Genomic DNA, 23404 nt, shown 5'->3' with positions numbered 1-23404 from the left:
GGAATGCACTGACTATCTTACAACGTCGCCCCAAGATGCCAGGGCACGAATTCGTTATCGCCGTAGCCGAAGGTTTCGCTTTTGGTCTTCTTGCCCGACGCGATCTCGATGATCAGTTCGAAAATCTCGCGGCCCTTGCCCGATATCGTCGCCTCTCCCGTAGCAATGGTGCCGCAATCGATGTCCATGTCTTCTTCCATGGAATGATAGAGCGCCGAATTGCTTGACAGCTTGAACGACGGTGCCGGACGTGAGCCGAAACAGCTGCCGCGGCCGGTCGTAAAGGCGATCATATTGGCACCGCCGGCAACCTGACCTGTTGCGGAAACCGGATCGTAGCCGGGCGTATCCATGAAGACGAGCCCATGCTCCGTTACCCGTTCGGCATAGCCATAGACCGCAGTCAGCGGTGACCTGCCGCCCTTGGCAACAGCCCCGAGCGACTTTTCCAGAATGGTGGTCAGCCCGCCGCGCTTGTTGCCGGGCGAGGGGTTATTGTCGAGCGAGGCGCCGTGCAGCGCGACATACTTTTCCCACCAGTCGATTTTCGCGTCGAGCTTGGCGGCGACCTCGTCGTTGACGGCCCGGCTTCGCAGCAGGTGCTCGGCGCCGTAAATCTCCGAGGTTTCCGACAGGATCGTCGTGCCACCGGCAGCGGCCAGCAGGTCGGCGGCTGCACCTAGCGCCGGATTGGCGGTGATACCGGAGAAACCGTCCGAGCCGCCGCATTGCAGGCCGACGATGATTTCGCTGATCGAGATCGGTTCGCGTCGGGCCTGACCGACGTCTTCCGAAATTTCCTTCAGGACCCCCATGGCAAGCGCCACAGCGCGGCGTGAGCCGCCGGCATCCTGGATATTGAAGTGCCGCTTGCTGGCCCCGGCGCCGCTCTGACCATAGAGCGTCAACTGGTTGACCTCGCAGCCAAGGCCGATCATCAGCACGCCGCCGAAATTCACATGGCGTGTATAGCCGGCAAGCGTGCGATGCAGCGTCTGCATGCCGTCGCCGGTCGAGCTCATGCCGCAGCCCTGGTCATGCACGATCGGCACGAAACCGTCGATGCCGTCATAGTGCGGCAGGAGCGTCCGGTTTGCCTCTTCCGCGATGGCGCGGCAAACCGTGGTGGAACAGTTCACACTGGCGATGATGCCGATATAGTTGCGCGTCGCGGCCCGGCCGTCGGCGCGGCGATAGCCCATGAAGGTGCGGGCCTTGTCGGCCTCGGTCGCTTCCTCCGGCGCCGCATTGGCCGTTGCCGCCAGCCGATCGTTTTCGAAATGCAGATTGTGGCTATGGACGTGATCGCCCGCCTTGACCTCGGCGGTGGTGCGCCCGATGGCCTGGCCGTATTTCACCACAGGCGTGCCGAGAGGGATGTCGCGGATGGCGAATTTGTGGCCGGGGTCGATCTTGCCTCGCGTCGAGACACCGTTGGCGACCGCGACGCCGGGCTCAATGGCCGCCGTTGCCACCGCGACATTGTCGCCTTCCGACAGAAGGATCCAAGGCTGGCTGTTCAAAGTTCTCTCCCAGAACAATCTTGCAGTTCGGCGAGCCTCTCCCGGGCCATTGCCGATTGCTTTTGTTTTTTATCTACAATAAACATTTTGAAGTCAACGAGGAAATCATTCGGCGGTTCCGGGGAGGAGGGAGCGACGCACACAAGTGGTGCTCCCGCGCTTGATTGCTATCCGAGCAGGCTACAGAGATCGCCGCCGATAGAGAGCAGCGAATGATAAGCGAGGGAGGAAATGGCGAGACAGAACACGCTCTTCAAGGATGCGTATAACCGCTACGTCGCCGGTCTGAAGCCGGACGCCGCCCTGCCGACCGAGCCTGAAATCGCAGCCGAACTCGGCGTCAGCCGCAGCACGGCGCGCGCCATCCTGATGCGTCTAAGTGACGCTGGTATCATCCGCTGGAACAAGCGGCAGAAGACCGTGCTGCGCCAGCCGACCGAGGCGGACTTCTTTCCGCAGGAAGAAACCAATTCGCTGCACGACATCATCGAGCGCAGTTTCATGCTGCGCATTCTCTCCGACGAAGCGCAGCCGGGCATGCAGATCAACGAGTTGGAACTGGCACGCGAAATCGGCACGGGAACGTCGGTGGTGCGTGAATTCCTCATTCGCTTCAGCCGTTTCGGCCTGATCGAGAAGCGGCCGAACAGCCATTGGATCCTGAAGGGCTTCACCAGCGAATTCGCGCTGGAGCTTGCCGACGTGCGCGAAATGTTCGAGCTGCATTCGGCGGCCGAATTTGGGCGCTTGCCAGCGGAGCATCCGGCGTGGGCGGATCTGGCCGTCATCCAGCAGGAGCACTATGATTTGCTAGAGGATTTCGATGAGCGCTACCGTGATTTCTCGCGGCTCGACGAAAGATTCCATCTTCTCATCCATCGTGCCTCGAAGAACCGCTTCATCGCCGATTTCTACGACGCAATCGCCATTGTCTTCCACTATCACTACCAATGGAACAAGGCTTTCGCCCGCGTGCGCAATTCACGCGCCATCGCCGAGCATCTCGACTATATCGAAGCGCTGCAATCGCGTGATCTGAAGCGGATCGACATGGCCTGCCGTAAGCATCTGGCCTCAGCACGGCAAACGCTGCTGCAATCCATTCCGCAGAATGCGAGCGAGATTGAGGGGCCGGCGGTCTGAAAAGCAGAGAGCCGGCGTCCATTTTCCTGCATTTAAGCCGCCGTGGTCTCCTCCTCGGAGATGCCAAGTGCCTGCCTGCGGCTTTCAATGAGCATCCTCGCCTGATCGACCGCAAAGCCTTCATAGGCAATGGGATAGCGCGATGAGGCCTGCTCTTTCGCAGGCGATGTGAAGAGAAGAACGCCAGGCTCGAGAAATGTCTGCCGGTTGCCCAGGTCCAGATAGGTCTCAGCCGGAGCACCCTCGGCCCAAACGATATCATGAGCTTCAAGCTCGATATGGAAATAGGTGATGGGCTGCAGGGTGAGTATCTGCGAGATGGTCGTTCCGTTGATGAACAGTTTTGCGGGTATCAGCGTATCGGCCACATAGATGCAATGGTCAGGTGAAACAAAGAGATCGCTGTGTGGAATGTTGTCCCCCAAGGCGCCGGCTATGATGCGCACCGGCAGGTGCTCCCGCGGATTGTCCACCATTTTCGGATCGATCGTTCGGCGTCCAATCCACTTCACCGGTGCGGCCACATTCTCCAAGGTCAGTACCTCGTCGCCTTCGCGCAGGCTGTCCACGAGGACTTCGCCGGTGGGCGTTGCGATCCGCGTGCCCTGCAAAAAGCAGTTGGAGGTAAACGTCAGCGTCTCGTCGCCTGGGCGGTAAAGATACTGCACACCCTCCGGGATAGTATAGGATATCAAGTGGACGGGAAGCCCTAGGAGCGCCGGGGCATAGAACGAAATCACGTTCCCCGATTGCCCGATGGAGGTTGAGCCCACCACGGTGATGCGATCGCCGATGCGTACATTGGTGACCGTCGGAGGGCCGCTGACAGAGAGGCCGATCACCGGCGGCGTGAAGATAAAATGTCCACCACCACCTGAGTTGGTGAAGTCAATAGTCGTCGCCTGGAGAAGGCCGACGCTCAAAAGCCCCGAATTGATCGTCAGCGTCGAGTTGAAGCCGATCTGATAGCTCATGACGGATCCCACACCCAAGGTCAGAAGGCTGGGATTGACCGTGACGTTGCCGGCATTGACCAATTGAATGACGGTGTTCGAGAGTACGCCTCCGCCGATAATATTGGTCAGATTGACGTCGATGTTGTCGATTATCAAAGTGGAGCTGGCGACCACGTTCAATTGCAGCGTATTGGTGGATGTCCAGTTGCTGGCGTTCAGTGTCGTTGTTTGATCTTGCAAAAGTTCGATTGCGACGAGAGCCATGACTTTAGTCCCTTTCGATCTGGCCAACGGTGTTAATTCGCCTGCTGTAAAAGTTGGCCGCATGAATAATCGATCGCGCGAACGGTGGCTCGGCGACATTGACAGCACATCGGCGCCATCAAGTTTTCCGTCCGGGGGTGGCGGAAAAACAAGATCGATGATGATTCTTTCGTCGCGTGCACACGACAGGACATGTATGCATCTATGCTATTGGCGATGCCGCATCCATAAGTGGAGTTAAGCAATGCCGACGCCGGAACGCAAGTGCTTTTTCAATCCTGCGTATAAATACAAAAAGTACGCAACTTTCACGTTTTCACCGGAAAGTGCTCCAAAATCGGACATGCGGGATGTCATGTTTGCGGCTTGGAAGGCTCTAGTCTTGGAAGAGAGCGGCTATAATCAGCCGTGTCATCGTCGGACGGTCACGCTGGCGATCGGACGATTGCCATCGTCATGTCGGATGTTAGCTACGCCGGATTACTAGGACCATAGGTCGCGTCGGAGCGGCTGAGGATTGTGCGGATATTTCGCATCGCAGCCGCTCCTTCGACGTGTTACTCCGCTGTCAATGTCACAGTCCGGCTTGCAAAGCGCGCCGAAGATACCTCGACGGTGATCGCACCAGCCTCGCCGGTTGCCTGCAACCAGAAACCCGTTGTGCCGCCCTGGAAGGCCACGGCCTCCGGCCCGATCAGCTTGGCGGGGCCGGTGACCTTGATGGTCGCGATGTCGTTGAGAAAGGGCAGGCGGGTGCCGGCCTGGTCGAGCGCACGGATAATGACACGGGTGGTGTCGCGCTCAGTGGCACGCAGCGTCAGGCTGTCGGCCTGCACCTCCAGCCTCGTCGGGAGCGGATTGGCGATCATGTGCAGCTCCGCGACCGGCTTGCCGTTGACGTAGCCGGTGAAGTGCGCGTCTTCCCATTCCATGCCCCAGACGCCGAGTTCGTCCGGGGTGAAATTGCGATGGTCGAAAATGACCGGCGGATGCGGCAGATGCGGGAAGCTCTCGCGATCAGGACCGAGGCGCTTGGTGAGCGAACCGTAACGCAGCTCGACCTCGTCGCAATTGGTCAGCACGATCAGTGGCAGCGCGCCGCCGATATTGCGCTCGCCGCGCGCCCAGATCGTCACCGGCTTCATGATGACATCTTCGGAAGGCTCGCACTGGCTGGCATAGGCATAGGCTGCGAATTTCGGCTCGCGGAACATGTCCATGACGCCGTGGTAGCAGATGCGGTCGCCGGAACCGAAGTCGCTGTGAGTATTGTAATCGAACATGCACCAGCCGATGGCGCCGGAAATGGAAGGGTCGCCATAGGCCGCGTTCAGCACCTCCAGATGCCGGCGCACATGCTCGGCCTGACGTTGCTCCTGATCGTAGATCTTCGTCGGATACATATGGCCGCCGAATTCGGTGATCAGATAGGGCACGTTCTTCGACAGGCCGGTATTTTCCTGTTGCGGCCGCAGCGGCGTGCGCGGGCGATTGGCGCCCGGCAATTCCTCGTTGCCGAGGATGAAGTCGTTCATCGTGTAGACGTCCTCGAGCATTTCGCTCTCGGTGATGTAGCGCACGCCGCCGGTCTGGCGGGTCGAATCAAGTTCTCGCGCCAGCCGGTTGGTCTCGGCGTAGAAATCATGCGAATCCTGGGACTCGTTGATACGCACGCCCCAGATGATGATCGACGGATGGTTCCAGTCGCGCTCGATCATGCGGCGGACGTTGTGGATCGATTCCTGCTGCCATTCCTGGCCGCCGATATGCTGCCAGCCGGGGATCTCTTCGAAGACCAGCAGGCCGATACGGTCGCAATGGTCGAGGAACCATTTCGACTGCGGGTAATGTGAGGTGCGTACGACATTGCACTTCAACGTCTGCTTCATGATCTCGGCGTCGCGCTCCTGCGCCGAGCGGCCCATGGCATAGCCGGCGTATGGAAATGCCTGGTGACGGTTGAGACCGCGCAGCTTCAGCTTGCGGCCGTTCAACAGGAAGCCTTCATCGGTGAACGTGGCGGTGCGGAAACCGAATGTCGTCGAATATCGGTCGGCGCCATGATCAGTCTTCAGTTCGGCCTCAAGCGTGTAGAGCACGGGACTGTCGAGGTCCCACAGCGAGATGCCGGCTAGATTGTCGAAGGAGAAGCTTACGCTGCCGCTCGAGGTCTCGGCGGTGGCAGATGCCAGCACCTTGCCGTCCGGCGTGCGGAGATTGGCTGTCACTGTGCCGCTAAAGGCGAGGGCCTGTGGATTGGCAATATCGCAGCGGACGGTTGCTGACTTCACATCGTCCAGCACCTTGCCCGTCTCGACCTTGATATTGGTGATCGAGACGGGTGCGGCAACCTTGAGCCAGACATCGCGATAGATACCGGCATAGGTGAGATAGTCGATGCGGCCGCCAAAGGGCGGGATCTCCGGGTTCTCGCTACCGTCGATCTTGACGGTGATCAGGTTGTCGCCTTGCTTCAGGCGGCCCGTCAGCCGCGCTTCGAAGGGCGTGTAGCCATCCCTGTGCGCGACGATTTCTTCGCCGTTGAGATAGACGACTGCGTCTGCCATGGCAGCATCGAAAACGAGCGACACTTCGCGCCCGGCGAAGTCGGCGCTCCAGGGCAGGATTTTCTGATAGGTGAAGGCGCGCTGATAGGATTTCTCATCGAAATAATTGAATGGCAGTTCGACCGCCGTATGCGGCAATGCGACCGGCTGCCCTTCCTGGCGGCGGCCGGCGTCGGCGGCCGAAAAGCCTTCGTGAAAAGTCCAGGATTCGTTGAAAGCGACAACAGAACGCATATTCAATCCTATCAGAAGAGCCCGTCTCACCCGGGACGAACAGATGTTGCTTAGACAAAGAGGCACGGCCGTGACGCGATCATGGCCGCGGCGGGCGATATCTATACAGGCCCCCAGCCATGGCGCAACGCAATCGGAGGCGAGATCGGTAATTCTGCCGAAAACGTTTTCGACCAACCTTCTCCGAGCTTACTTCTGCGGCCGTTATGTCAAGAAAGTTAGGCTCTTAGCGCTAATTGGAAGACATGCTGCGGCGGCATGCCGCAGGACCATCAAGGGTGATTCGGCTGTTTGCCTTTCGCGCCTCTGCCGTCGTCCCCAGGACTGCGCACGGCCGCATACATGCCGGTGGTGCGGAATTCGGTGGGATTGATGCCGTAGATGCGGCGGAAGGCTTTCGAGAAATAATTGGCGTCGTCAAAACCCGACATGATCGCCACCTCCTTGACCGGAATGAATGCCGCCTTGGTCAGAAGCTTGGCCGCTCGCTGCATGCGCTGTTGCAGGACATACTCGGCTGGTGGCAGGCCCTCGCTATCGGCAAAGACGCGGGAGAAATGGGCGCGACTGAGGCCGCTGACCCTGGCAAGCTCGCTGACGGGGAGGGGCTGGTCGAGATTGGCAGCGACATAGTCGATGACTGCCTGCATGGCGGAACGATCGGCGGCGACGGCGTGCGAGCCGAAGACATCGTCATAAAGCGCCATCGCGGCCTCATAAGCCACCGCCGAAGCGGAGGCCGGTGTCGCGGCGCCCCGTACCAGCCGCAGGCTGCAATCGGCGAGATGATCGATCGTCGCCGGCTGCAATTTCAGCACCGGTCCGCCGGCGGCGAGAATCAGGCGGTGGATGCGCAGGGCCTCCTCGCCATTCATCGATATCCAGAAATACTCCCAGCGCTCGTCTTTTTCCAACCAGTAGCGGTGATTGTGCGGCACCATCACCAGCAACGTATCGCCGGGACCGACCCGGTAGTTGCGGTTCTCGTAACGTAGCCGGCCGCTGCCGCTGATCGTGTGTTGCAGCACGGTGAACGGCGTCAGGCCGCGCCGGCGTCCATCCCAATCGTAAACCTCGTTATCCCTTATTTCGTAGCCGGCGCTGGTCGGCATGGCGTGCAGCCGGTGGCGGCCGCGCGGCAGCGAAACAGTCCGCATGGTTTGGCCGTTGGCGATCAAATCTTGCAGCACAAAATTACCCTTGAAAGCATAATTGTTCTCTGGTCCATCCGGCGATTATAGGCATAATCCCGCCAGAAAACAGCATGTACCTGCCGATGAGGACCGGCAGGAGGAGGAGAAAATGCTCGTTTCGCCCTCTCGCCCGACGCCGTGCGATCATGGGACGAAAACACCATTCTCTTTTCCGCTGCTGATTGTTCGATCGACTTCAAGGTGAGGATCATGAGTTTCAAAATCGCCATTATCGGTGCCGGTAGCGTCGGCTTCACGAAAAAGCTGTTCACCGACATTCTCTGCGTGCCGGAGTTCCGGGACGTCGAATTCGCGCTGACCGATGTCAGCGAGCATAATCTTACGATGATCAAGGCGATCCTTGATCGGATCGTCGAGGCGAACAAGCTGCCGACGCGGGTAACGGCCACCACCGAGCGCCGTAAGGCAATCTCCGGTGCGCGCTACGTCATCAGCTGCGTGCGGGTTGGCGGGCTCGAAGCCTATGCCGAGGATATCCGCATCCCGCTGAAATACGGTATCGACCAATGCGTCGGCGATACGATCTGCGCCGGCGGCATTCTCTATGGCCAGCGCAACATCCCGGTCATTCTCGATTTCTGCAAGGACATCCGTGAGGTTGCCGAACCCGGCGCGAAGTTCCTGAATTATGCCAACCCGATGGCGATGAACACCTGGGCGGCAATCGAATACGGCAAGGTCGATACGATCGGTCTTTGCCATGGCGTCCAGCATGGCGCCGAGCAGATCGCCGAGGTTCTCGGTGCCAAGAACAAGGCGGAGCTCGACTATATCTGCTCCGGCATCAACCACCAAACCTGGTTCGTCGATCTGCGCCTCAATGGCCGCAAGATCGGCAAGGATGAGTTGGTCGCCGCATTCGAGGCACATCCGGTCTTCTCGCAGCAGGAAAAGCTGCGCATCGATGTACTGAAGCGCTTCGGCGTTTACTCCACCGAAAGCAACGGCCATCTCTCAGAATATCTGCCCTGGTATCGCAAGCGGCCGGACGAGATCAACAAGTGGATCGACATGTCCGACTGGATCCATGGCGAGACGGGCGGTTACCTCCGCCATTCCACCGAGACCCGCAACTGGTTCGAGACCGAATTCCAGCAGATCCTCGACAGCGCGTCGCAGCCCATCGACCCGGCTCGACGCTCGAACGAACACGCAAGCCATATTCTCGAGGCATTGGAGACCAATCGCGTCTATCGCGGCCACTTCAACGTCAAGAACAATGGCGTCATCACCAATCTTCCGGCTGACGCCATCATCGAGTCGCCCGGCTTCGTCGATCGTTTCGGCATCAACATGGTCGCCGGCATCACGCTGCCGGAAGCCTGCGCCGCCACCTGCATTTCCTCGATCAATGTCCAGCGCATGTCGGTCCATGCCGCCATCAGCGGCGATCTTGATCTGCTGAAGCTCGCCGTTCTGCATGATCCGCTGGTCGGCGCCGTCTCGACGCCGGAAGAAGTCTGGCAGATGGTTGACGAAATGGTCGTCGCGGAAGCACGCTGGTTGCCGCAATATGCCCATGCCGTCGAGGGCGCTAAGGATCGCCTGTCGCGGGCCAAGGTGAAGACCCGTGACTGGAAGGGTGCTGCCAGCCGCAACGTCCGCTCGATCGAGGAATTGAGAGCGGAGAAAGCGGCTTTGAAACAGGCCGGCTAGCGCATGAAAATTTGGGACATAGTGGTCGTGGCGGGGCTTTCAGGAGGAAGGCCCCGCCGCATCAAGCCAACTGGTTTCCCGTTCGATGGAGGAGTGCGGCGTTCCCATCGGGACGTTCGCGATAAGTAAGGGGAGAGAGAAAACGATGAGACATTTTCGACCGATCAGCATTTTAGCGGCGCTGACGATTGCCACGTCGGCAATTGCCATGAGCGCCTACGCATCCGAACCGACCGCGCCGCCGGTGCCGCCGGTTTTCCCGGCGGAAGGCAAGATCAAATATGTGCCGCGCGACTCCATCCTGGAATTCAAGGCGTTGCCGGAATATCATGAGCCGGATTGGGTCACTGAGAAGTTCGTCAAGACCGGCAAGCTGCCGCCGGTCAAGGATCGCCTGCCGAAGGAGCCGCTCGTCTACAAGACCGGCAACATGCCTGACGGTATCGGCGTCTATGGCGACACGTTGCGCCATGTCATCGGCGGCCGGCCGGAAGGCTGGAACTACGGCGCCGGCCAGACACAAGGCTGGGGCGGCATCGATATCGCCCTGTCCGAGTGCCTGACGCGCACAGCACCGCTGTTCCAGGTCGAGGCAAAGGATACCGAACCGCTGCCGAATCTCGCCAAGGGCTGGGAATGGTCGCCGGATGGCCACAAGCTCACCATGCACTTGATCGAAGGTGCGAAATGGTCGGACGGCGTGCCCTTCAATGCCGATGACATCATGTTCTACTGGGAAGACGAAGTCATCGATCCGAACGTCTCGCCGCTTGGCGGCGGCGCGTCGCCGGAGGCCTTCGGCGAGGGGACGACGCTCAGGAAAGTCGACGATTATACCATCGAGTGGACCTTCAAGGATGCCTTCCCGAAGCAATATCTCTACACGATGGCCTATCCCAATTTCTGCCCAGGCCCGTCGCATATCCTGAAGCCGCAGCATCCGAAATATTCGAAGAACACCTACAACCAGTTCAAGAATGCCTTCCCGCCGGAATTCATGAACATGCCGGTGATGGGCGGCTGGGTGCCGGTCGAATACCGCTCCGACGACATCATCGTTCTGCGCCGCAACCCCTATTACTGGAAGGTCGACGAGAAGGGCAATCAGCTCCCTTATCTCAACGAGCTGGACTACAAGCTCTCCACTTGGGCTGATCGCGACGTGCAGGCCGTTGCCGGCTCCGGCGACCTTTCCAATCTGGAACAGCCGGAAAACTTCGTCGCTTCGCTGAAGCGCGCCGCCCAGCCGGATGCCCCGGCTCGTCTCGCCTTTGGACCACGCCTCATCGGCTATAACCTGCAGATGAACTTTTCCGCCAATGGTTGGGGCACTCCGGATGCGCGCGGACAAGCCGTTCGCGAGCTGAACCGCAACGAGGACTTCCGCAAGGCCGTGACCATGGCGCTCGACCGTAAGGCGATCGGCGACTCCCTGGTCAAGGGTCCGTTCACGGCGATCTATCCGGGCGGCCTGTCATCCGGTACCAGCTTCTACGACCGCGCATCCACCGTCTATTATCCGTTCGACCTCACTGGCGCGAAGGCGGAGCTGGCAAAGGCCGGTCTCAAGGATACCGACGGCGACGGTATCGTCAACTTCCCCGCAGGCACGGCCGGCGGTAAGAATGTCGAAGTCACCCTGCTGGTCAATAATGACTACACCACCGACAAGAGCCTTGCCGAAGGTGTCGTCGGCCAGATGGAGAAACTCGGAATTCGCGTCATCATCAATGCGCTCGATGGGCCGAAGCGGGACGATGCCAATTATAGCGGCCGCTTCGACTGGATGGTTCGGCGCAACAGCACGGAACTGGCCTCGGTCGTGCAGAATACCGAACAGCTTGCGCCGGTCGGCCCGCGCACCAGCTGGAACCACCGTGCGCCGGAAAGCGGCGAACTGGACCTGATGCCCTTCGAAAAGGAGATGGTCGACGTCGTCAACAAGTTCACCGCCTCGAAGGATAGCGACGAGCGCGTGGCCCTGATGAAACAGTACCAGAAGCTCTCGACAGGGCACCTCTACAATATCGGCCTGACGGAGTATCCCGGCGCGCTGATCATCAACAAGCGCTTCTCGAACGTTCCTCCGGGCACGCCGATCTTCATGTTCAACTGGGCTGAAGATTCCATCATCCGCGAACGCATGTGGGTCGCTGCCGATAAGCAGGGGAAATACGAGCTGTTCCCCGAACAACTGCCGGGCGCACCTGGCAGCGCCGGTCCGGTCAAGTGAGTGTAGCAATCGGCCAATAGGCCGGCTGTCTGACCAACGTCAAAAAGTCCGGCTGCATCGCGGTGCAGCCGGGTAAATGTGAACACAGCCGGTCCGTGCGATCCCCATGGGGATGCAGACCACCGGCGGCAATAAGAGAGCGAACCGTTCCATGTTGCGATTCCTGCTCATGCGCATAGCCTCAGCCATACCGGTGCTCCTGATCCTGAGCGTGGTGACCTTCGCCATCATCCAGGCGCCGCCCGGAGACTATGCCGACTATATCCGCTCGCAATTGATGAACCAGGGCGGTGCCTCCTTTGCCCAGGCCGACGCCCAGGCGCAGGCCTATCGCCAGGAGCATGGGCTCGATAAGCCGATGGTGGTGCAATATTTCAACTGGATCGGCGGCATCGTCACGAGGGGCGATTTTGGCTACAGCATGTTCTACAACAAGCCGGTTGGCGAGGTTGTCGGCGAGCGTCTGCCGCGGACTTTGCTGCTCGCTCTCGTTTGCCATATCCTGGCTTCCATCCTCGGCATAGGCTTCGGCATATGGGCGGCGACACGGCAATATAGCTGGATCGACAGCCTGCTCTCCGGCATTTCCTTCCTCGGCATGACGGTGCCGCGCTTCCTGATGGCGCTGATCATCGTCTATATCCTGGTCTTCCAGCTCAACGTCTCGGAGATCGGCAGCTTCTATTCGCCGCAATATGGCGGTGCGCCATGGTCGTGGGACAAGTTCGTCGATCTGGTCAAACATGTCTGGCCGGTCGTGGCGATCGCCACCTTCGGCGGGCTTGCCTACAATATGCGCGTCATGCGCGGCAATCTGCTCGACACACTGAATGCGCAATATGTCGAGACCGCGCGGGCCAAGGGCCTGTCCGGCGGCGCCGTCGTCATGCGCCATGCCGTGCCGAATGCGCTTCATCCGCTCGTCATGTATCAGGGCGTGGTGCTGCCCTACATGCTGACCGGCGAGATCGAAACCGCCATCATCTTCGCGTTGCCCACCGTCGGGCCGGCGATCGTCGGCTCCATGGCGGTCGGCGACGTCTATGTCACCGCCACGTTCATGCTGGTGCTGTCGGCGACGCTGATCGTCGGCAATATCATTGCCGATGTACTGCTCGCCCTGCTCGATCCCCGCGTTCGCCAACAAGGAGGGATCCACTGATGCTCGCCTTCAGCACATCCCCACCGCCGCTTGAAGAAAAAGTAACGCTGAGAGGCGGCAATGAGAGCTATATCGCGCTCGTCTGGCGGCGTCTGAAACGCTCCTGGACCGGCATGGGCGGCCTGATCCTCGTGATCCTGCTGCTTCTGATGGCGCTCTTTGCCGAATTCATTTCACCTGACGATCCCAAGGCAACCGATACCGGCTTTGCGCCGCCGCAGGTGATCAGCTTTCACGACAAGGATGGTAATTTCGTCTTCCAGCCGCGCGTCTATGCGCTAGCCGAGACCGACGAGCTCGATCCCGTCACCTTCCAGCCGGTCGTCGGACCGGACTATAACAATCCACGCCTGCTCGGTTTCTTCGTCAAGGGAGCCCCCTACAAGCTCTTCGGCCTGATCCCGGGCGACCGCCATCTCTTCGGCTCGACCGATGGGCAGCCGGTGCATTTCCTCGGTACCGACAAGTTCGGCCGCGATGTTCTCTCCCGCGCCATCTACGGTTCGCGCATTTCGCTGATGATCGCGCTGACCGTCGTCTTCATCGTCACGGTTGTCGGCACGACGGTGGGCATGGTGTCCGGCTATTTCGGGGGCGCCTTCGATACCTGGGTCCAGCGCTTCGTCGAGCTGGTGCTCGCCTTTCCGCAACTGCCGCTTTATCTGGCGCTGACGTCGCTCATCCCGGTGACGGCGCCGACCAATGTCTTCCTCGCCTTCGTTATCATCGTCATGTCGGCGCTCGGCTGGGCACAGATGTCGCGTGAGGTGCGTGGCAAGACCATGGCCCTGGCCAGAATAGATTATGTTCGCGCCGCGATGGCGGTCGGGGCGACCGACCGGCGCATTATCCTGCAGCACATCTTTCCGAATGTCATGAGCCACGTCATCGTCGCCGTGACGCTGGCAATCCCGAGCGTGGTGCTGCTCGAATCCTTCCTCGGCTTCCTCGGTTTTGCGGTCAAGCCACCGCTGATCTCCTGGGGGCTGATGCTGCAGGATACCTCCACCTATTCGGTCATTGGCTCCTATCCCTGGATCCTCTCGCCCGTCGCCTTCGTGCTTGTCACCGTCTTTGCGTTCAATGCGCTCGGCGACGGCTTGCGCGACGCGATCGACCCCTATTGAGAGGAGACGGATCATGGCCCTCACACTCGTCAACCCCTTCGCTCCCGACATCAGGCTCGATGCCGCCGGCAAAACAGTGTCGCCCGTCATCGACGCCCGCAATGTCGCAGTCAAATTCAAGGTCGAGGACGGTATCGTCGATGCCGTCAAGGACATCTCCTTCCAGCTCTATCGCGGCGAAACCATCGCGATCGTCGGCGAATCCGGCTCGGGAAAATCGGTGACCGCCCGCACGATCATGGGGCTGCTCACTAAGCGTGCTGTGGTCTCGGAAAAATCGAGCGTCAACTATGACGGCAAGAACGTCCTGAAATTTTCCGAACGCGCCCGGCGCCAATTGCGTGGCGACCGCATCTCGATGATCTTCCAGGAGCCGATGAGTTCGCTCAACCCGATCTATACGATCGGCGGCCAGATCGTCGAGGCGATCCGCGTCCACCGCAGGGTTAGCCGGCGCGAGGCGGAAAAACGGGCGCTAGACCTGCTCAAGCAGGTGCAGATCCCCGATCCGGAGGCGCGGCTGAAACAATATCCGCACCAGCTTTCCGGTGGCCAGCGTCAGCGCGTGATGATCGCCATGGCGCTTGCCAATGATCCGGATGTGCTGATTGCCGATGAGCCGACGACCGCGCTCGACGTGACCGTTCAGGCACAGATCCTGAACTTGATCCGCAACCTGCAAAAGCAGCTCGGCATGGCGGTGATCCTGATCACCCATGACCTGACGGTCGTCCGGCAGTTCTCCGACTATGTCTATGTCATGCAGCATGGCGAGATGCGCGAGCACAATACGACGGAAGAGCTTTTCGCTGATCCGCAGCATCCCTATACGCAGCATCTGCTTGCCTCCGAGCCGCGAGGGCAGGCAAAGCCGCTGCCGCCGGATTGCGGCACCATCCTTGAGGGCAAGTCCGTGAAGGTCGCCTTCATGCTGCGCCATGGCGGCCTGTTTAAGCCGGATCTGCGCGAGCTTGTCGCCGTCGGTGGTCTGAGCCTGGAGCTTCGCCGCCACGAAACGCTTGGCCTTGTCGGCGAATCCGGCTCCGGCAAGACCACATTCGGGCAAGCGCTGCTGCGGTTGATCGATGCCGATAGCGGCAAGATCTATTTCGACGGTCAGGCGATCCAGGGTCGCTCGCGCGCCGAGATGCGGCCGTTGCGTTCACGCATGCAGGTCGTTTTCCAGGATCCATTCTCCTCGCTCAACCCGCGCATGACCATCGGCCAGATCATTTCCGAGGGGCTGGTGGTCAACAATATCGGCGCCAACAGGGCCGAGCGGCTGGAGCGGGTGAAGGAAGCGCTGGTGAGTGCCGGCATGCCGTCGAATATCCTGTCGCGCTTCCCGCACGAGTTCTCCGGCGGCCAGCGCCAGCGCATCGCCATTGCCCGTGCCATCGCGCTCGAGCCGGAATTCATCCTGCTCGACGAGCCGACCTCGGCGCTCGACCTCTCCGTCCAGGCACAGATCATCGACCTCCTGCGCAAGCTGCAGGATGAGCGGGGCCTGAGTTACCTTTTCATCTCGCACGACCTCAAGGTTGTCCGCGCCCTTTGCCATCGCGTCATCGTCATGCAGCACGGCAAGATCGTGGAAGAAGGACCGGTCGACGACGTTCTTTCCCATCCCAAGACCGCTTACACCGAACGCCTCGTCAAAGCGGCGTTCGAGGTAGCTTCCTAGCATTCAGGAGATTTTACATGACAGGCAATCCCAAGATCACCTTTATCGGCGCCGGTTCCACCGTCTTTATGAAGAATATCATCGGCGATGTTTTGCAGCGCCCGGCCCTTGCGGGCGCAAGATTTGCGCTGATGGATTTGAACCCGCAGCGGCTGGAAGAAAGCGCCATCGTCGTGCGCAAGCTTGCCTCGACGCTTGGTGCGCCGGCCACCGTCGAGACCTTTACCGATCAGCGAAAGGCGCTGGACGGCGCCCATTTCGTCGTCGTCGCCTTCCAGATTGGCGGCTATGAGCCCTGCACGGTGACCGATTTCGAAGTGCCGAAGAAATACGGCCTGCGCCAGACGATCGCCGATACGCTCGGCGTCGGCGGTATTATGCGTGGGCTGCGCACCGTGCCGCATCTCTGGAAGATTTGCGAGGACATGCTCGCCGTCTGCCCCGAGGCGGTGATGCTGCAATATGTCAACCCGATGGCGATCAACACCTGGGCGATCGCCGAGAAATACCCTACCATCAAGCAGGTCGGCCTTTGCCACTCGGTACAGGGCACGGCGATGGAACTGGCTCACGATCTCGATATTCCCTACAACGAGATCCGCTACCGCTCGGCCGGCATCAATCACATGGCCTTCTACCTGAAGTTCGAGCATCGCCAGCCGGATGGGTCCTACCGCGATCTCTATCCGGATCTCGTGCGCGGCTATCGCGAGGGACGCGCCCCCAAGCCCGGCTGGAATCCGCGCTGCCCGAACAAGGTGCGCTATGAAATGCTGACGCGGCTTGGTTATTTCGTTACCGAAAGCTCAGAGCATTTCGCCGAATACACGCCCTATTTCATCAAGGAAGGCCGCGAGGACCTGATCGAGAAATTCGGCATTCCGCTCGATGAATATCCGAAACGCTGCATCGAGCAGATCGCGCGCTGGAAGAACCAGGCCGATGAATATCGCAATGCCGACAAGATCGAGGTCACGCAATCCAAGGAATATGCCTCCTCGATCATCAACTCGGTCTGGACCGGCGAGCCCTCGGTCATTTACGGCAATGTGCGCAACAATGGCTGCATCACCTCGCTGCCCTATAATTGCGCCACCGAGGTTCCCTGCCTGGTCGATGCCTCCGGTATCCAGCCGACCTTCATCGGCGATCTGCCGCCGCAACTGACCGCGCTCATCCGCACCAACATAAATGTGCAGGAATTGACGGTTCAGGCCTTGATGACTGAGAACCGTGAGCACATTTACCACGCGGCAATGATGGACCCGCATACGGCCGCCGAGCTCGATCTCGACCAGATCTGGTCGCTTACCGACGATCTGCTGGCCGCGCACGGCGACTGGTTGCCGGAATGGGCGCGTGGCGCCCGCAAGGTTCAGGCCGCCTGAAACCACTCTCTCCCGGTTTTTGCGGCCGGAAGGGCCTCGCAGCATCGCTGCGGGGCCTTGCCCATTTAACCTTCCCGAAGAAGGTAAAAATCCAAAAACCTCTATTTTCCAAGCCGATATCGGATGGAAAAGCCGATCTGACTGCGCTAGAAACGACGGCAAATCTTGGGAGAGAGCAAAGACATGGCCAGTTCGGGCATTTTTAGCACAGGCACCTTTGTCGGGCGCGTTTGGCGCCCCGATTTGAAGGGGCCGGCCCTTGTCGTCGTTCGCGACGGTGTGCTCTACGACATCACCTCGAAAGAGGCGCCGACCATGCGCGACCTGTTGGAAAAGGACGACCCGGTCGCTTTTGTTCGTGCGCAGAAGGGCGAGACGGTCGCAAGGCTCGATGACCTGCTCGCCATCAAGGCCAACACGTCGGCCATCCACCTTCTTGCCCCCATCGACCTGCAGGCGATCAAGGCTTGCGGCGTCACCTTCGCCCGCTCGATGCTCGAACGCGTTATCGAGGAGCGCGCCGCCGGCAATCCGGATCTTGCGGAATCGATCCGCGGCAAGGTCACGGCGCTCATCGGCGACAGTCTGCGCAACCTGAAGGCCGGTTCGCCGGAAGCCGCCAAGGTCAAGGCGGCGTTGATCGAAGAGGGTGTCTGGTCGCAATATCTCGAGGTTGGCATTGGTCCAGATGCCGAGGTCTTCTCGAAGTCGCAGGTCATGTCTTCGATGGGGCCGGGCGCCGATGTCGGTCTGCATCCGATTTCGAAGTGGAACAATCCCGAGCCGGAAATCGTGCTGGCCGTCGACAGCAAAGGTCGTGTCAGGGGCGCGACGCTCGGCAATGACGTCAACCTGCGCGATGTCGAAGGACGCTCGGCGCTGCTGCTCGGCAAGGCGAAGGACAACAACGCTTCCTGCTCGATCGGTCCCTTCATCCGCCTGTTCGACGAAACCTATACGCTCGATGACGTGCGCAATGCCGATCTCGATCTCAAGGTCGAAGGCGAGGACGGCTATGTCCTGCACGGTCGCTCGTCGATGAAGGAAATCAGCCGCGATCCCCTCGACCTCGTCTCCCAGACCATCGGTCGCCATCATCAGTATCCGGATGGCTTCGTGCTGTTCATGGGCACACTCTTTGCCCCAGTGGAGGATCGTGACACGCCGGGACAAGGTTTCACCCACAAGATCGGCGACATCGTCACCATTTCCAACGACAGGCTCGGAGCGCTCCGAAACCGCGTGTTGCTGTCGACGGAATGCACGCCCTGGACCTTCGGAGTATCGCATCTGATGCGCAATTTGGCTGGTCGCGGGCTGATTTGATGGGGCGTGAAGAGGGCCTTGGCGGGGCGAGCTTTTCGCCCTTTGGCCGTCCCGCTTAATCGAATGCGTCATGGTCCGCAAAGGCGGCCATGGCGCCTCACTGCATTACGGAGACCCCGGCTTCCGCCGCCGCCTTGATCAGCGCTTCGCGTGCGGCGCTTGGGTCGACTGTACCCATCATCGCGTCGAGGCATATTTTTATCGCGCTGAGATACTCTTCGCCGTCTTCGATCGGCCAATGTTCCAGCAGCGTCTTGGTGGCGGACTGTACCGAATCGATACGTCGATATTCTCCGGCACCCTGCATCACCAGTGTCACGGCAGGGAAGGGCCGCAAAGTGTCCCGTTTCAAAACGCATTACCTCCAAAGCACACATACTTTGATAACCATTGCAAAATGCGTTCCGGATAGAGCGTCGAGATCATCAAATTACACCGGGCCTATAGCGTCTGCGGAGAGGTAGGCAAAAGAACGGCACAATCGGCTGCGAAATGTGCCGGCTGACTTCGACATTCGAGCCTTTATGGGGCCGACAGGATCTGCTGCCGGGGTGCCGCTCCGGCTCGCGCAGTCACGATCCAGACGGACGCCAGAAGTTCTACCCTCGAAGGCTCCCCCAATGCGGCGAGGGTTTTCCGCAACAGAGGTTCGGCAGTTGCCCGAAGAGCGGGATTTTCACGAACGATTTTTCCGAGTGGCCCCACTTTCAGAAGCACCCAAGTCATCGCTTCCAGATCTCCGCTGGACACCTTCTCATTGTGCGATTGGATGATGATCTCTTCGAACCCGGCAGCCTCAAGAGTGCGGCGAATATATTCGAGGTCGGCAAAGCTGAAGGGGCTCTCATCGACAGACGACTGTAATCCCGCCGCTGAGAGCGGGAGGTGATCCAACTCGTTTTCCTCCAGGGAGCGCCAGCAAGTAAATGCCAGCATGCCTGACGGTCTGAGAATTCGACGGAAATTGGCAAACGCGGCGACCGGATCCTTGAAGCTCATGACGCCGAAGCGAGAGAACACGGCATCCGCACTCTCGGACGGCAGATCCAGGGACTGAGCGTCTGCCTGGATCAATCTCACCTGGCTAAGCGCTTCGCTTCTCCGACTGGCGATTTCCAGAAGCAACGGCGCCAGGTCCACCCCGATCACCTGGCCTTCTGCTCCGACGCGCTCTGCGAGTTGGAGAAGAGTTTGCCCGGTGCCGCATCCTATATCGAGGATAATATCCCCCGCCCCAAGATCCAGTGTTTCAATGGCTCTCAGCCCCAAGGGAGAAAGCTGAAGGTCGATTAGCTCATACGCCTCTGCCCACGCTTTTGCGTGGAGGAGAGCGGGAGACGAAATATCAGCTGAACCTTGATCTGGCATTGGAATCCATGACCGGCGCGACAAGCCACATCCCATCGCACCCGCATGGGACTTGCGGCATAGGATCTGCTCCTCGCATGAGGACTTGGCGCTACCTCAAAAGGTAAGGGCGGAGTTCGATCTCAATGCGTCGACATCGAATGCGGCTGCTGCTGACGGCTGCGGGCGGCGGTGAGTTCGGAAGTGGTGTGATTGAGGCGGTCGGCGAGGACACGCATGATTTCGACGGCCATTTCGGGGAAATCGCTGAGCAGCTTCAGAAAGTGTTCCTTGCTGATCTTCAGCGCCTCCAGCCGCGATGTCGCCTTGACGGTGGCGGTACGGGAGACATCACAGAGAATGGCGATCTCGCCGACGATGGAGTTGACGTCGACTTCGGCGACTTTGATCTCGCCGGCGGGACTATCGACAAGAATATCAGCAGTTCCTGAAAGAACAACATAGGCCGCGTCGCCCTGGTCGCCCTGATGAAACAGCGCCTGTCCGGCATTATAGCTGACGCGATCCGAGGTGAATGCCAACAACTTCAATTTCGCGGGTGCGATGCGCGCAAAAATCGGCACCCGTTTCAGCATTTCAACTTCGTCCTTCAGAAGCATGAGCTTCAAATCCCCGGTTTCAGGCCCCAGATATCCCCGCGCGATAGGATATTACGATAATAGTTCTTTGAACATCCCGTTTTTTTCTAAAAGATCGGTCGTTGTGCCGCTTTCAACCAGGCTGCCATGGTTGAAGACCAGAACGCGATCGAACAGCTCGGCAAAATTCGGGTTGGACAGCACCCAGATAAGTGCCGGCTTATCCGCGCTCCCTTCGAGTTCAGTCAGGATGGAGCGGAGGATCTGATCCTGGATACGATGGTCGAGCGCCGGCAGCGGGCGGTTGCAGATGATGTAGTCGGCTCGCTTCAGCAGGGCGCGGCCGAGATTGAGCTTCTGCCGCTGTACGTTGGTGAGCCGCTTGCCGCCGGAACCAACGTCGAAATCCAGCCCGATCGACAGCACGCTGTCCTGCATGCCAAGCCGTTCGAACACGTCGTACATGATGGAATGAATGCGCTCCGGAGCGTTTGCCTGCTGGTGCGCAATCCTGCCGAACAGCACGTTGTCCATCAATGTCGCCGAGGCGGTGAAACGCTCGGGGTCGTACCGCTCAATCACTTCGGCGAGATCGGTCGGGATGTGCTCGTAGAACTTCGCGCGCGTCGTGACGATCTTCTCCATCAGCGTCTGGGTCAACAGGCCGAAGCGGTGACGAGGTTCGATATAGGAGAAGCTGAGGCGGATGATGGCTGACCGTTCGTCGGATGACGCGGCCGAGAAGCCCTTGCCGTTCAGCTTCTGCAACAGCGCCTCGTAGGTCGGAATATCTTCCGGCGTCATGAAGGTGAGCTGCTGGAAGAAGGGGTGGTCCGGCGGCAGGTCGGTGAAGAGCTCGACGGCATTCTCGGCAATTTCCAGGCCCATGTCGTAGAGGTCGGTGTTGAGGCCGGTCTCCGTGAACAATTGCTGGAAATAGGGATGCGCGGCGAGCTTTCGGTTGGTCATCTGCGGCCGCTTCAACGTGCCGAACAGCAGGTTTTCGCCGACTGTCGCCTGCGGGTTGTAGGCATCGAATTCGAAAGGTACGACAAGCTCTTCGAGATTTTCCTCTTTCAGCCTGAGCCGTAGCGCCTGGCGCAGCTCGACGATGCGCGAGGTGAGATCCTCATGCGCTTCCGTATCGACAGCCGAGCGCAGCGCCATGTCGAGGATGTCCTGGGACATGGCCACGATATCGAGAACGGGACGAATGACGGCATAGATATCGTTTGGACCCGTCGCGCCAGCGGCGGCATAATCGACCCAGTCGCTGTTAAGGTCCAGTTCCGGATTGCCGGCGCGACGCGCCTCGATCATCTGCCATTTGAGTTTGTTCGCCGTCTTCTCGTCATAAGCGACTGCGGTCAGGGGTGCATGCTTCAGGCCATAGAGAAGATTGCTGCGCAGCGTGCCGTGGAAGAAGAACGTGTCTGACGACGCATAGGCGATGCGCCGTCCCGTGAGCGATTCCGGCAATTCCAGCAGGTCGCGTCCGTCAATGGTGGTACGGCCCGTATCCGGGCGAACCAACCGGCCTAGTGCCTCGGCAAGATATTCGCCACCGGCGCCGCTTTCGCCGACAATCGCCACCGTCTCGCCGGGATTGATTTCGACGGAAACGTGATCGAGCACGCGGGCACCGCTGTCATCGACCACGGTGATATTGGTGGCGACCAGAGGATGGGTGATGCGGCCGGCGGGAGCCGGCGAGACAAGCTGGATCTTCGGGTCGATCAGTCCGTCAACACTGAACTGCTCGACCACCTGATTGTATTTGACCTGAACGTCCTGGCGCGACTGATCCCAGTCGATGAGTTCTTTTAGCGGCCCCGGCAGGTCCTTATAGGCATTGATGACGGCCACAAGCTGACCGATATCGAGCCGGCCCTGCAGCGCCAGAAAACCACCGATCGAATAAAACAGGAAGGGTGTGACCTGGGCGAGGAAGTTGTTGATGAATTTCACCATGAACTTCCACTGGTAGAGATCGTAGCGGATCGAGAAGATCAGCCCGAGACGAGCAGCGATGTCGGCACGCTCCAGGTTGGACGTGTCGTTGGCATGGATCGTGCCGATACCCTCGACGATCTCGCCGACGCGGCCGGACAATTCGCGCGCGGTCAATTGCCGCTGGCGTCCGAGTTCGAGCAGCCGCTTGCGCATGCGCGGAATGACGATGGCCTGCACGGCGACGATGGCGGCCGCGATCATGCCCAGCCAGAAATTCTGCATGATGATGAAGATGAGCGCAGTCAGCGCCTGGCCACCGAGCAGGGCCGGCTGCACGAAAGCGTCCCCGGTGAAGCCGCCCATCGGCTCCACCTCATCCTTGATCATGGTGGCGATCTCGGCCGGCTTCACCCGCTTGAAATGCGCCGGTGGAAAACGCAGCACGCGGTCGATCAGCTCGAACCGGATGCGACGCAGCATGCGTTCGCCAAGCCGGCCCTTATAGGTGTTGATATAGAGCTTGAAGAGGCCGTTGAGGACGACGAGCGCCAGGAACACCAGGCTGAGTGCGATCAACATCCAGAAGCGGGTGAGATGCAGACCCTCGAATACCTCGACATGGCCAATCAGAGGCAGGTCGAAGGCGATATGCATGAAGGTTTGGGTGTCGCCTGGATGTTCGAAACCCTTGCCCTGAATCGGTCCGTTGACGATCTGCTTCGGCAGGTCGAAAGACAGAAAGTAGGGGATCATCGAAGCAGCGACGATCGTCAGTATCCAAATCTGCTCCAGCCGGGTATTCGACCAGATGTAACGCGCTAGACTTTTTTCCATCGCTTATTGCATGCTTCCAAATTCAACAGTCTTCGCCGTCAATGCCAGCGCCGATGTTGCAGAGGTGCGGGAGGAGTTCATTTTGGATGCGCGGCCCCATATCGAAAACGGGACGCCCCCGGTCTTTCGTCCAGGTTCCCCCCGATTCATTGAATTCTCATTTTATATCACAAGATTGCGGAAAACGAGGGGGT

16 protein-coding genes are annotated in these 23404 nt (G+C 59.6%); 8 read left to right on the top strand and 8 right to left on the bottom strand.

Features of this window, described 5'->3' with window-relative positions:
* Nucleotides 1-17 precede the first annotated feature (17 nt).
* Nucleotides 18-1523 carry a UxaA family hydrolase gene (locus tag AC1RO0_RS12225; protein WP_498593140.1) on the bottom strand — a complete coding sequence of 502 codons (1506 nt, stop codon included), beginning with the start codon at nucleotides 1521-1523 and terminating at the stop codon, nucleotides 18-20.
* Between the two features lie 231 nt (nucleotides 1524-1754).
* On the opposite strand from AC1RO0_RS12225, the gene AC1RO0_RS12220 reads away from it, so the two are divergent.
* The gene (locus tag AC1RO0_RS12220; RefSeq protein WP_498593139.1) at nucleotides 1755-2666 is read left to right on the top strand and encodes a GntR family transcriptional regulator; all 912 of its coding nucleotides are present in this window, start codon (nucleotides 1755-1757) and stop codon (nucleotides 2664-2666) included.
* A 32-nt stretch (nucleotides 2667-2698) separates the two neighbouring features.
* Here the strand turns inward: AC1RO0_RS12220 and AC1RO0_RS12215 are convergent, their stop codons facing one another.
* From AC1RO0_RS12215 to AC1RO0_RS12205, 3 genes are all read right to left on the bottom strand, one after another.
* Nucleotides 2699-3886, bottom strand: a complete 1188-nt coding sequence (locus AC1RO0_RS12215) for a Hint domain-containing protein (RefSeq protein WP_498593138.1) — start codon at nucleotides 3884-3886, stop codon at nucleotides 2699-2701.
* A gap of 557 nt (nucleotides 3887-4443) precedes the next feature.
* A complete protein-coding gene (locus AC1RO0_RS12210; protein ID WP_498593137.1) occupies nucleotides 4444-6687 on the bottom strand; it encodes a glycoside hydrolase family 2 protein in 2244 nt (747 codons plus the stop codon).
* Nucleotides 6688-6959: 272 nt separating this feature from the next.
* Nucleotides 6960-7844 carry an AraC family transcriptional regulator gene (locus AC1RO0_RS12205; RefSeq protein ID WP_498593374.1) on the bottom strand — a complete coding sequence of 295 codons (885 nt, stop codon included), beginning with the start codon at nucleotides 7842-7844 and terminating at the stop codon, nucleotides 6960-6962.
* Between the two features lie 246 nt (nucleotides 7845-8090).
* Here AC1RO0_RS12205 and AC1RO0_RS12200 point away from each other — a divergent pair, with 246 nt between their 5' ends.
* From AC1RO0_RS12200 to AC1RO0_RS12170, 7 genes are all read left to right on the top strand, one after another.
* Nucleotides 8091-9557 (top strand): alpha-glucosidase/alpha-galactosidase, encoded by a 1467-nt coding sequence (locus AC1RO0_RS12200; RefSeq protein WP_498593136.1) that lies wholly within the window; start codon nucleotides 8091-8093, stop codon nucleotides 9555-9557.
* Nucleotides 9558-9702: 145 nt separating this feature from the next.
* On the top strand, nucleotides 9703-11790 hold the full coding sequence (locus tag AC1RO0_RS12195) for an ABC transporter substrate-binding protein (RefSeq protein WP_498593135.1): 2088 nt from the start codon (nucleotides 9703-9705) through the stop codon (nucleotides 11788-11790).
* Between the two features lie 151 nt (nucleotides 11791-11941).
* On the top strand, nucleotides 11942-12952 hold the full coding sequence (locus tag AC1RO0_RS12190; protein ID WP_498593134.1) for an ABC transporter permease: 1011 nt from the start codon (nucleotides 11942-11944) through the stop codon (nucleotides 12950-12952).
* On the top strand, nucleotides 12952-14079 hold the full coding sequence (locus AC1RO0_RS12185) for an ABC transporter permease (protein ID WP_498593133.1): 1128 nt from the start codon (nucleotides 12952-12954) through the stop codon (nucleotides 14077-14079). Before AC1RO0_RS12190 ends, AC1RO0_RS12185 begins: the two co-directional genes overlap by 1 nt.
* Nucleotides 14080-14092: 13 nt before the next feature.
* The gene (locus AC1RO0_RS12180; protein ID WP_498593132.1) at nucleotides 14093-15763 is read left to right on the top strand and encodes an ABC transporter ATP-binding protein; all 1671 of its coding nucleotides are present in this window, start codon (nucleotides 14093-14095) and stop codon (nucleotides 15761-15763) included.
* 17 nt (nucleotides 15764-15780) lie between these two features.
* Nucleotides 15781-17151, top strand: a complete 1371-nt coding sequence (locus AC1RO0_RS12175; protein ID WP_498593131.1) for an alpha-glucosidase/alpha-galactosidase — start codon at nucleotides 15781-15783, stop codon at nucleotides 17149-17151.
* Nucleotides 17152-17334: 183 nt separating this feature from the next.
* Nucleotides 17335-18477: a fumarylacetoacetate hydrolase family protein gene (locus AC1RO0_RS12170; RefSeq protein WP_498593130.1), complete on the top strand. Its 1143-nt coding sequence runs from the start codon at nucleotides 17335-17337 to the stop codon at nucleotides 18475-18477.
* 97 nt (nucleotides 18478-18574) lie between these two features.
* On the opposite strand, the gene AC1RO0_RS12165 is transcribed toward AC1RO0_RS12170, so the two are convergent.
* The 4 genes from AC1RO0_RS12165 to AC1RO0_RS12150 all read right to left on the bottom strand — a co-directional run bounded on the left by AC1RO0_RS12165 (nucleotide 18575) and on the right by AC1RO0_RS12150 (nucleotide 23210).
* Nucleotides 18575-18829, bottom strand: a complete 255-nt coding sequence (locus AC1RO0_RS12165; RefSeq protein ID WP_498593129.1) for a DUF982 domain-containing protein — start codon at nucleotides 18827-18829, stop codon at nucleotides 18575-18577.
* Between the two features lie 170 nt (nucleotides 18830-18999).
* Nucleotides 19000-19845 (bottom strand): class I SAM-dependent methyltransferase, encoded by an 846-nt coding sequence (locus AC1RO0_RS12160; RefSeq protein WP_498593128.1) that lies wholly within the window; start codon nucleotides 19843-19845, stop codon nucleotides 19000-19002.
* A 122-nt stretch (nucleotides 19846-19967) separates the two neighbouring features.
* A complete protein-coding gene (locus tag AC1RO0_RS12155; RefSeq protein ID WP_007691876.1) occupies nucleotides 19968-20444 on the bottom strand; it encodes a cyclic nucleotide-binding domain-containing protein in 477 nt (158 codons plus the stop codon).
* 51 nt (nucleotides 20445-20495) lie between these two features.
* The gene (locus AC1RO0_RS12150) at nucleotides 20496-23210 is read right to left on the bottom strand and encodes an ABC transporter transmembrane domain-containing protein (RefSeq protein WP_498593127.1); all 2715 of its coding nucleotides are present in this window, start codon (nucleotides 23208-23210) and stop codon (nucleotides 20496-20498) included.
* Nucleotides 23211-23404 lie beyond the last annotated feature (194 nt).

The sequence above is a fragment of the Rhizobium sp. GW821-FHT14E12 genome, from assembly GCF_058803745.1.
Note: the sequence above shows the minus strand (reverse complement) of the source record. Positions and strands in the feature narration are given on the sequence as shown.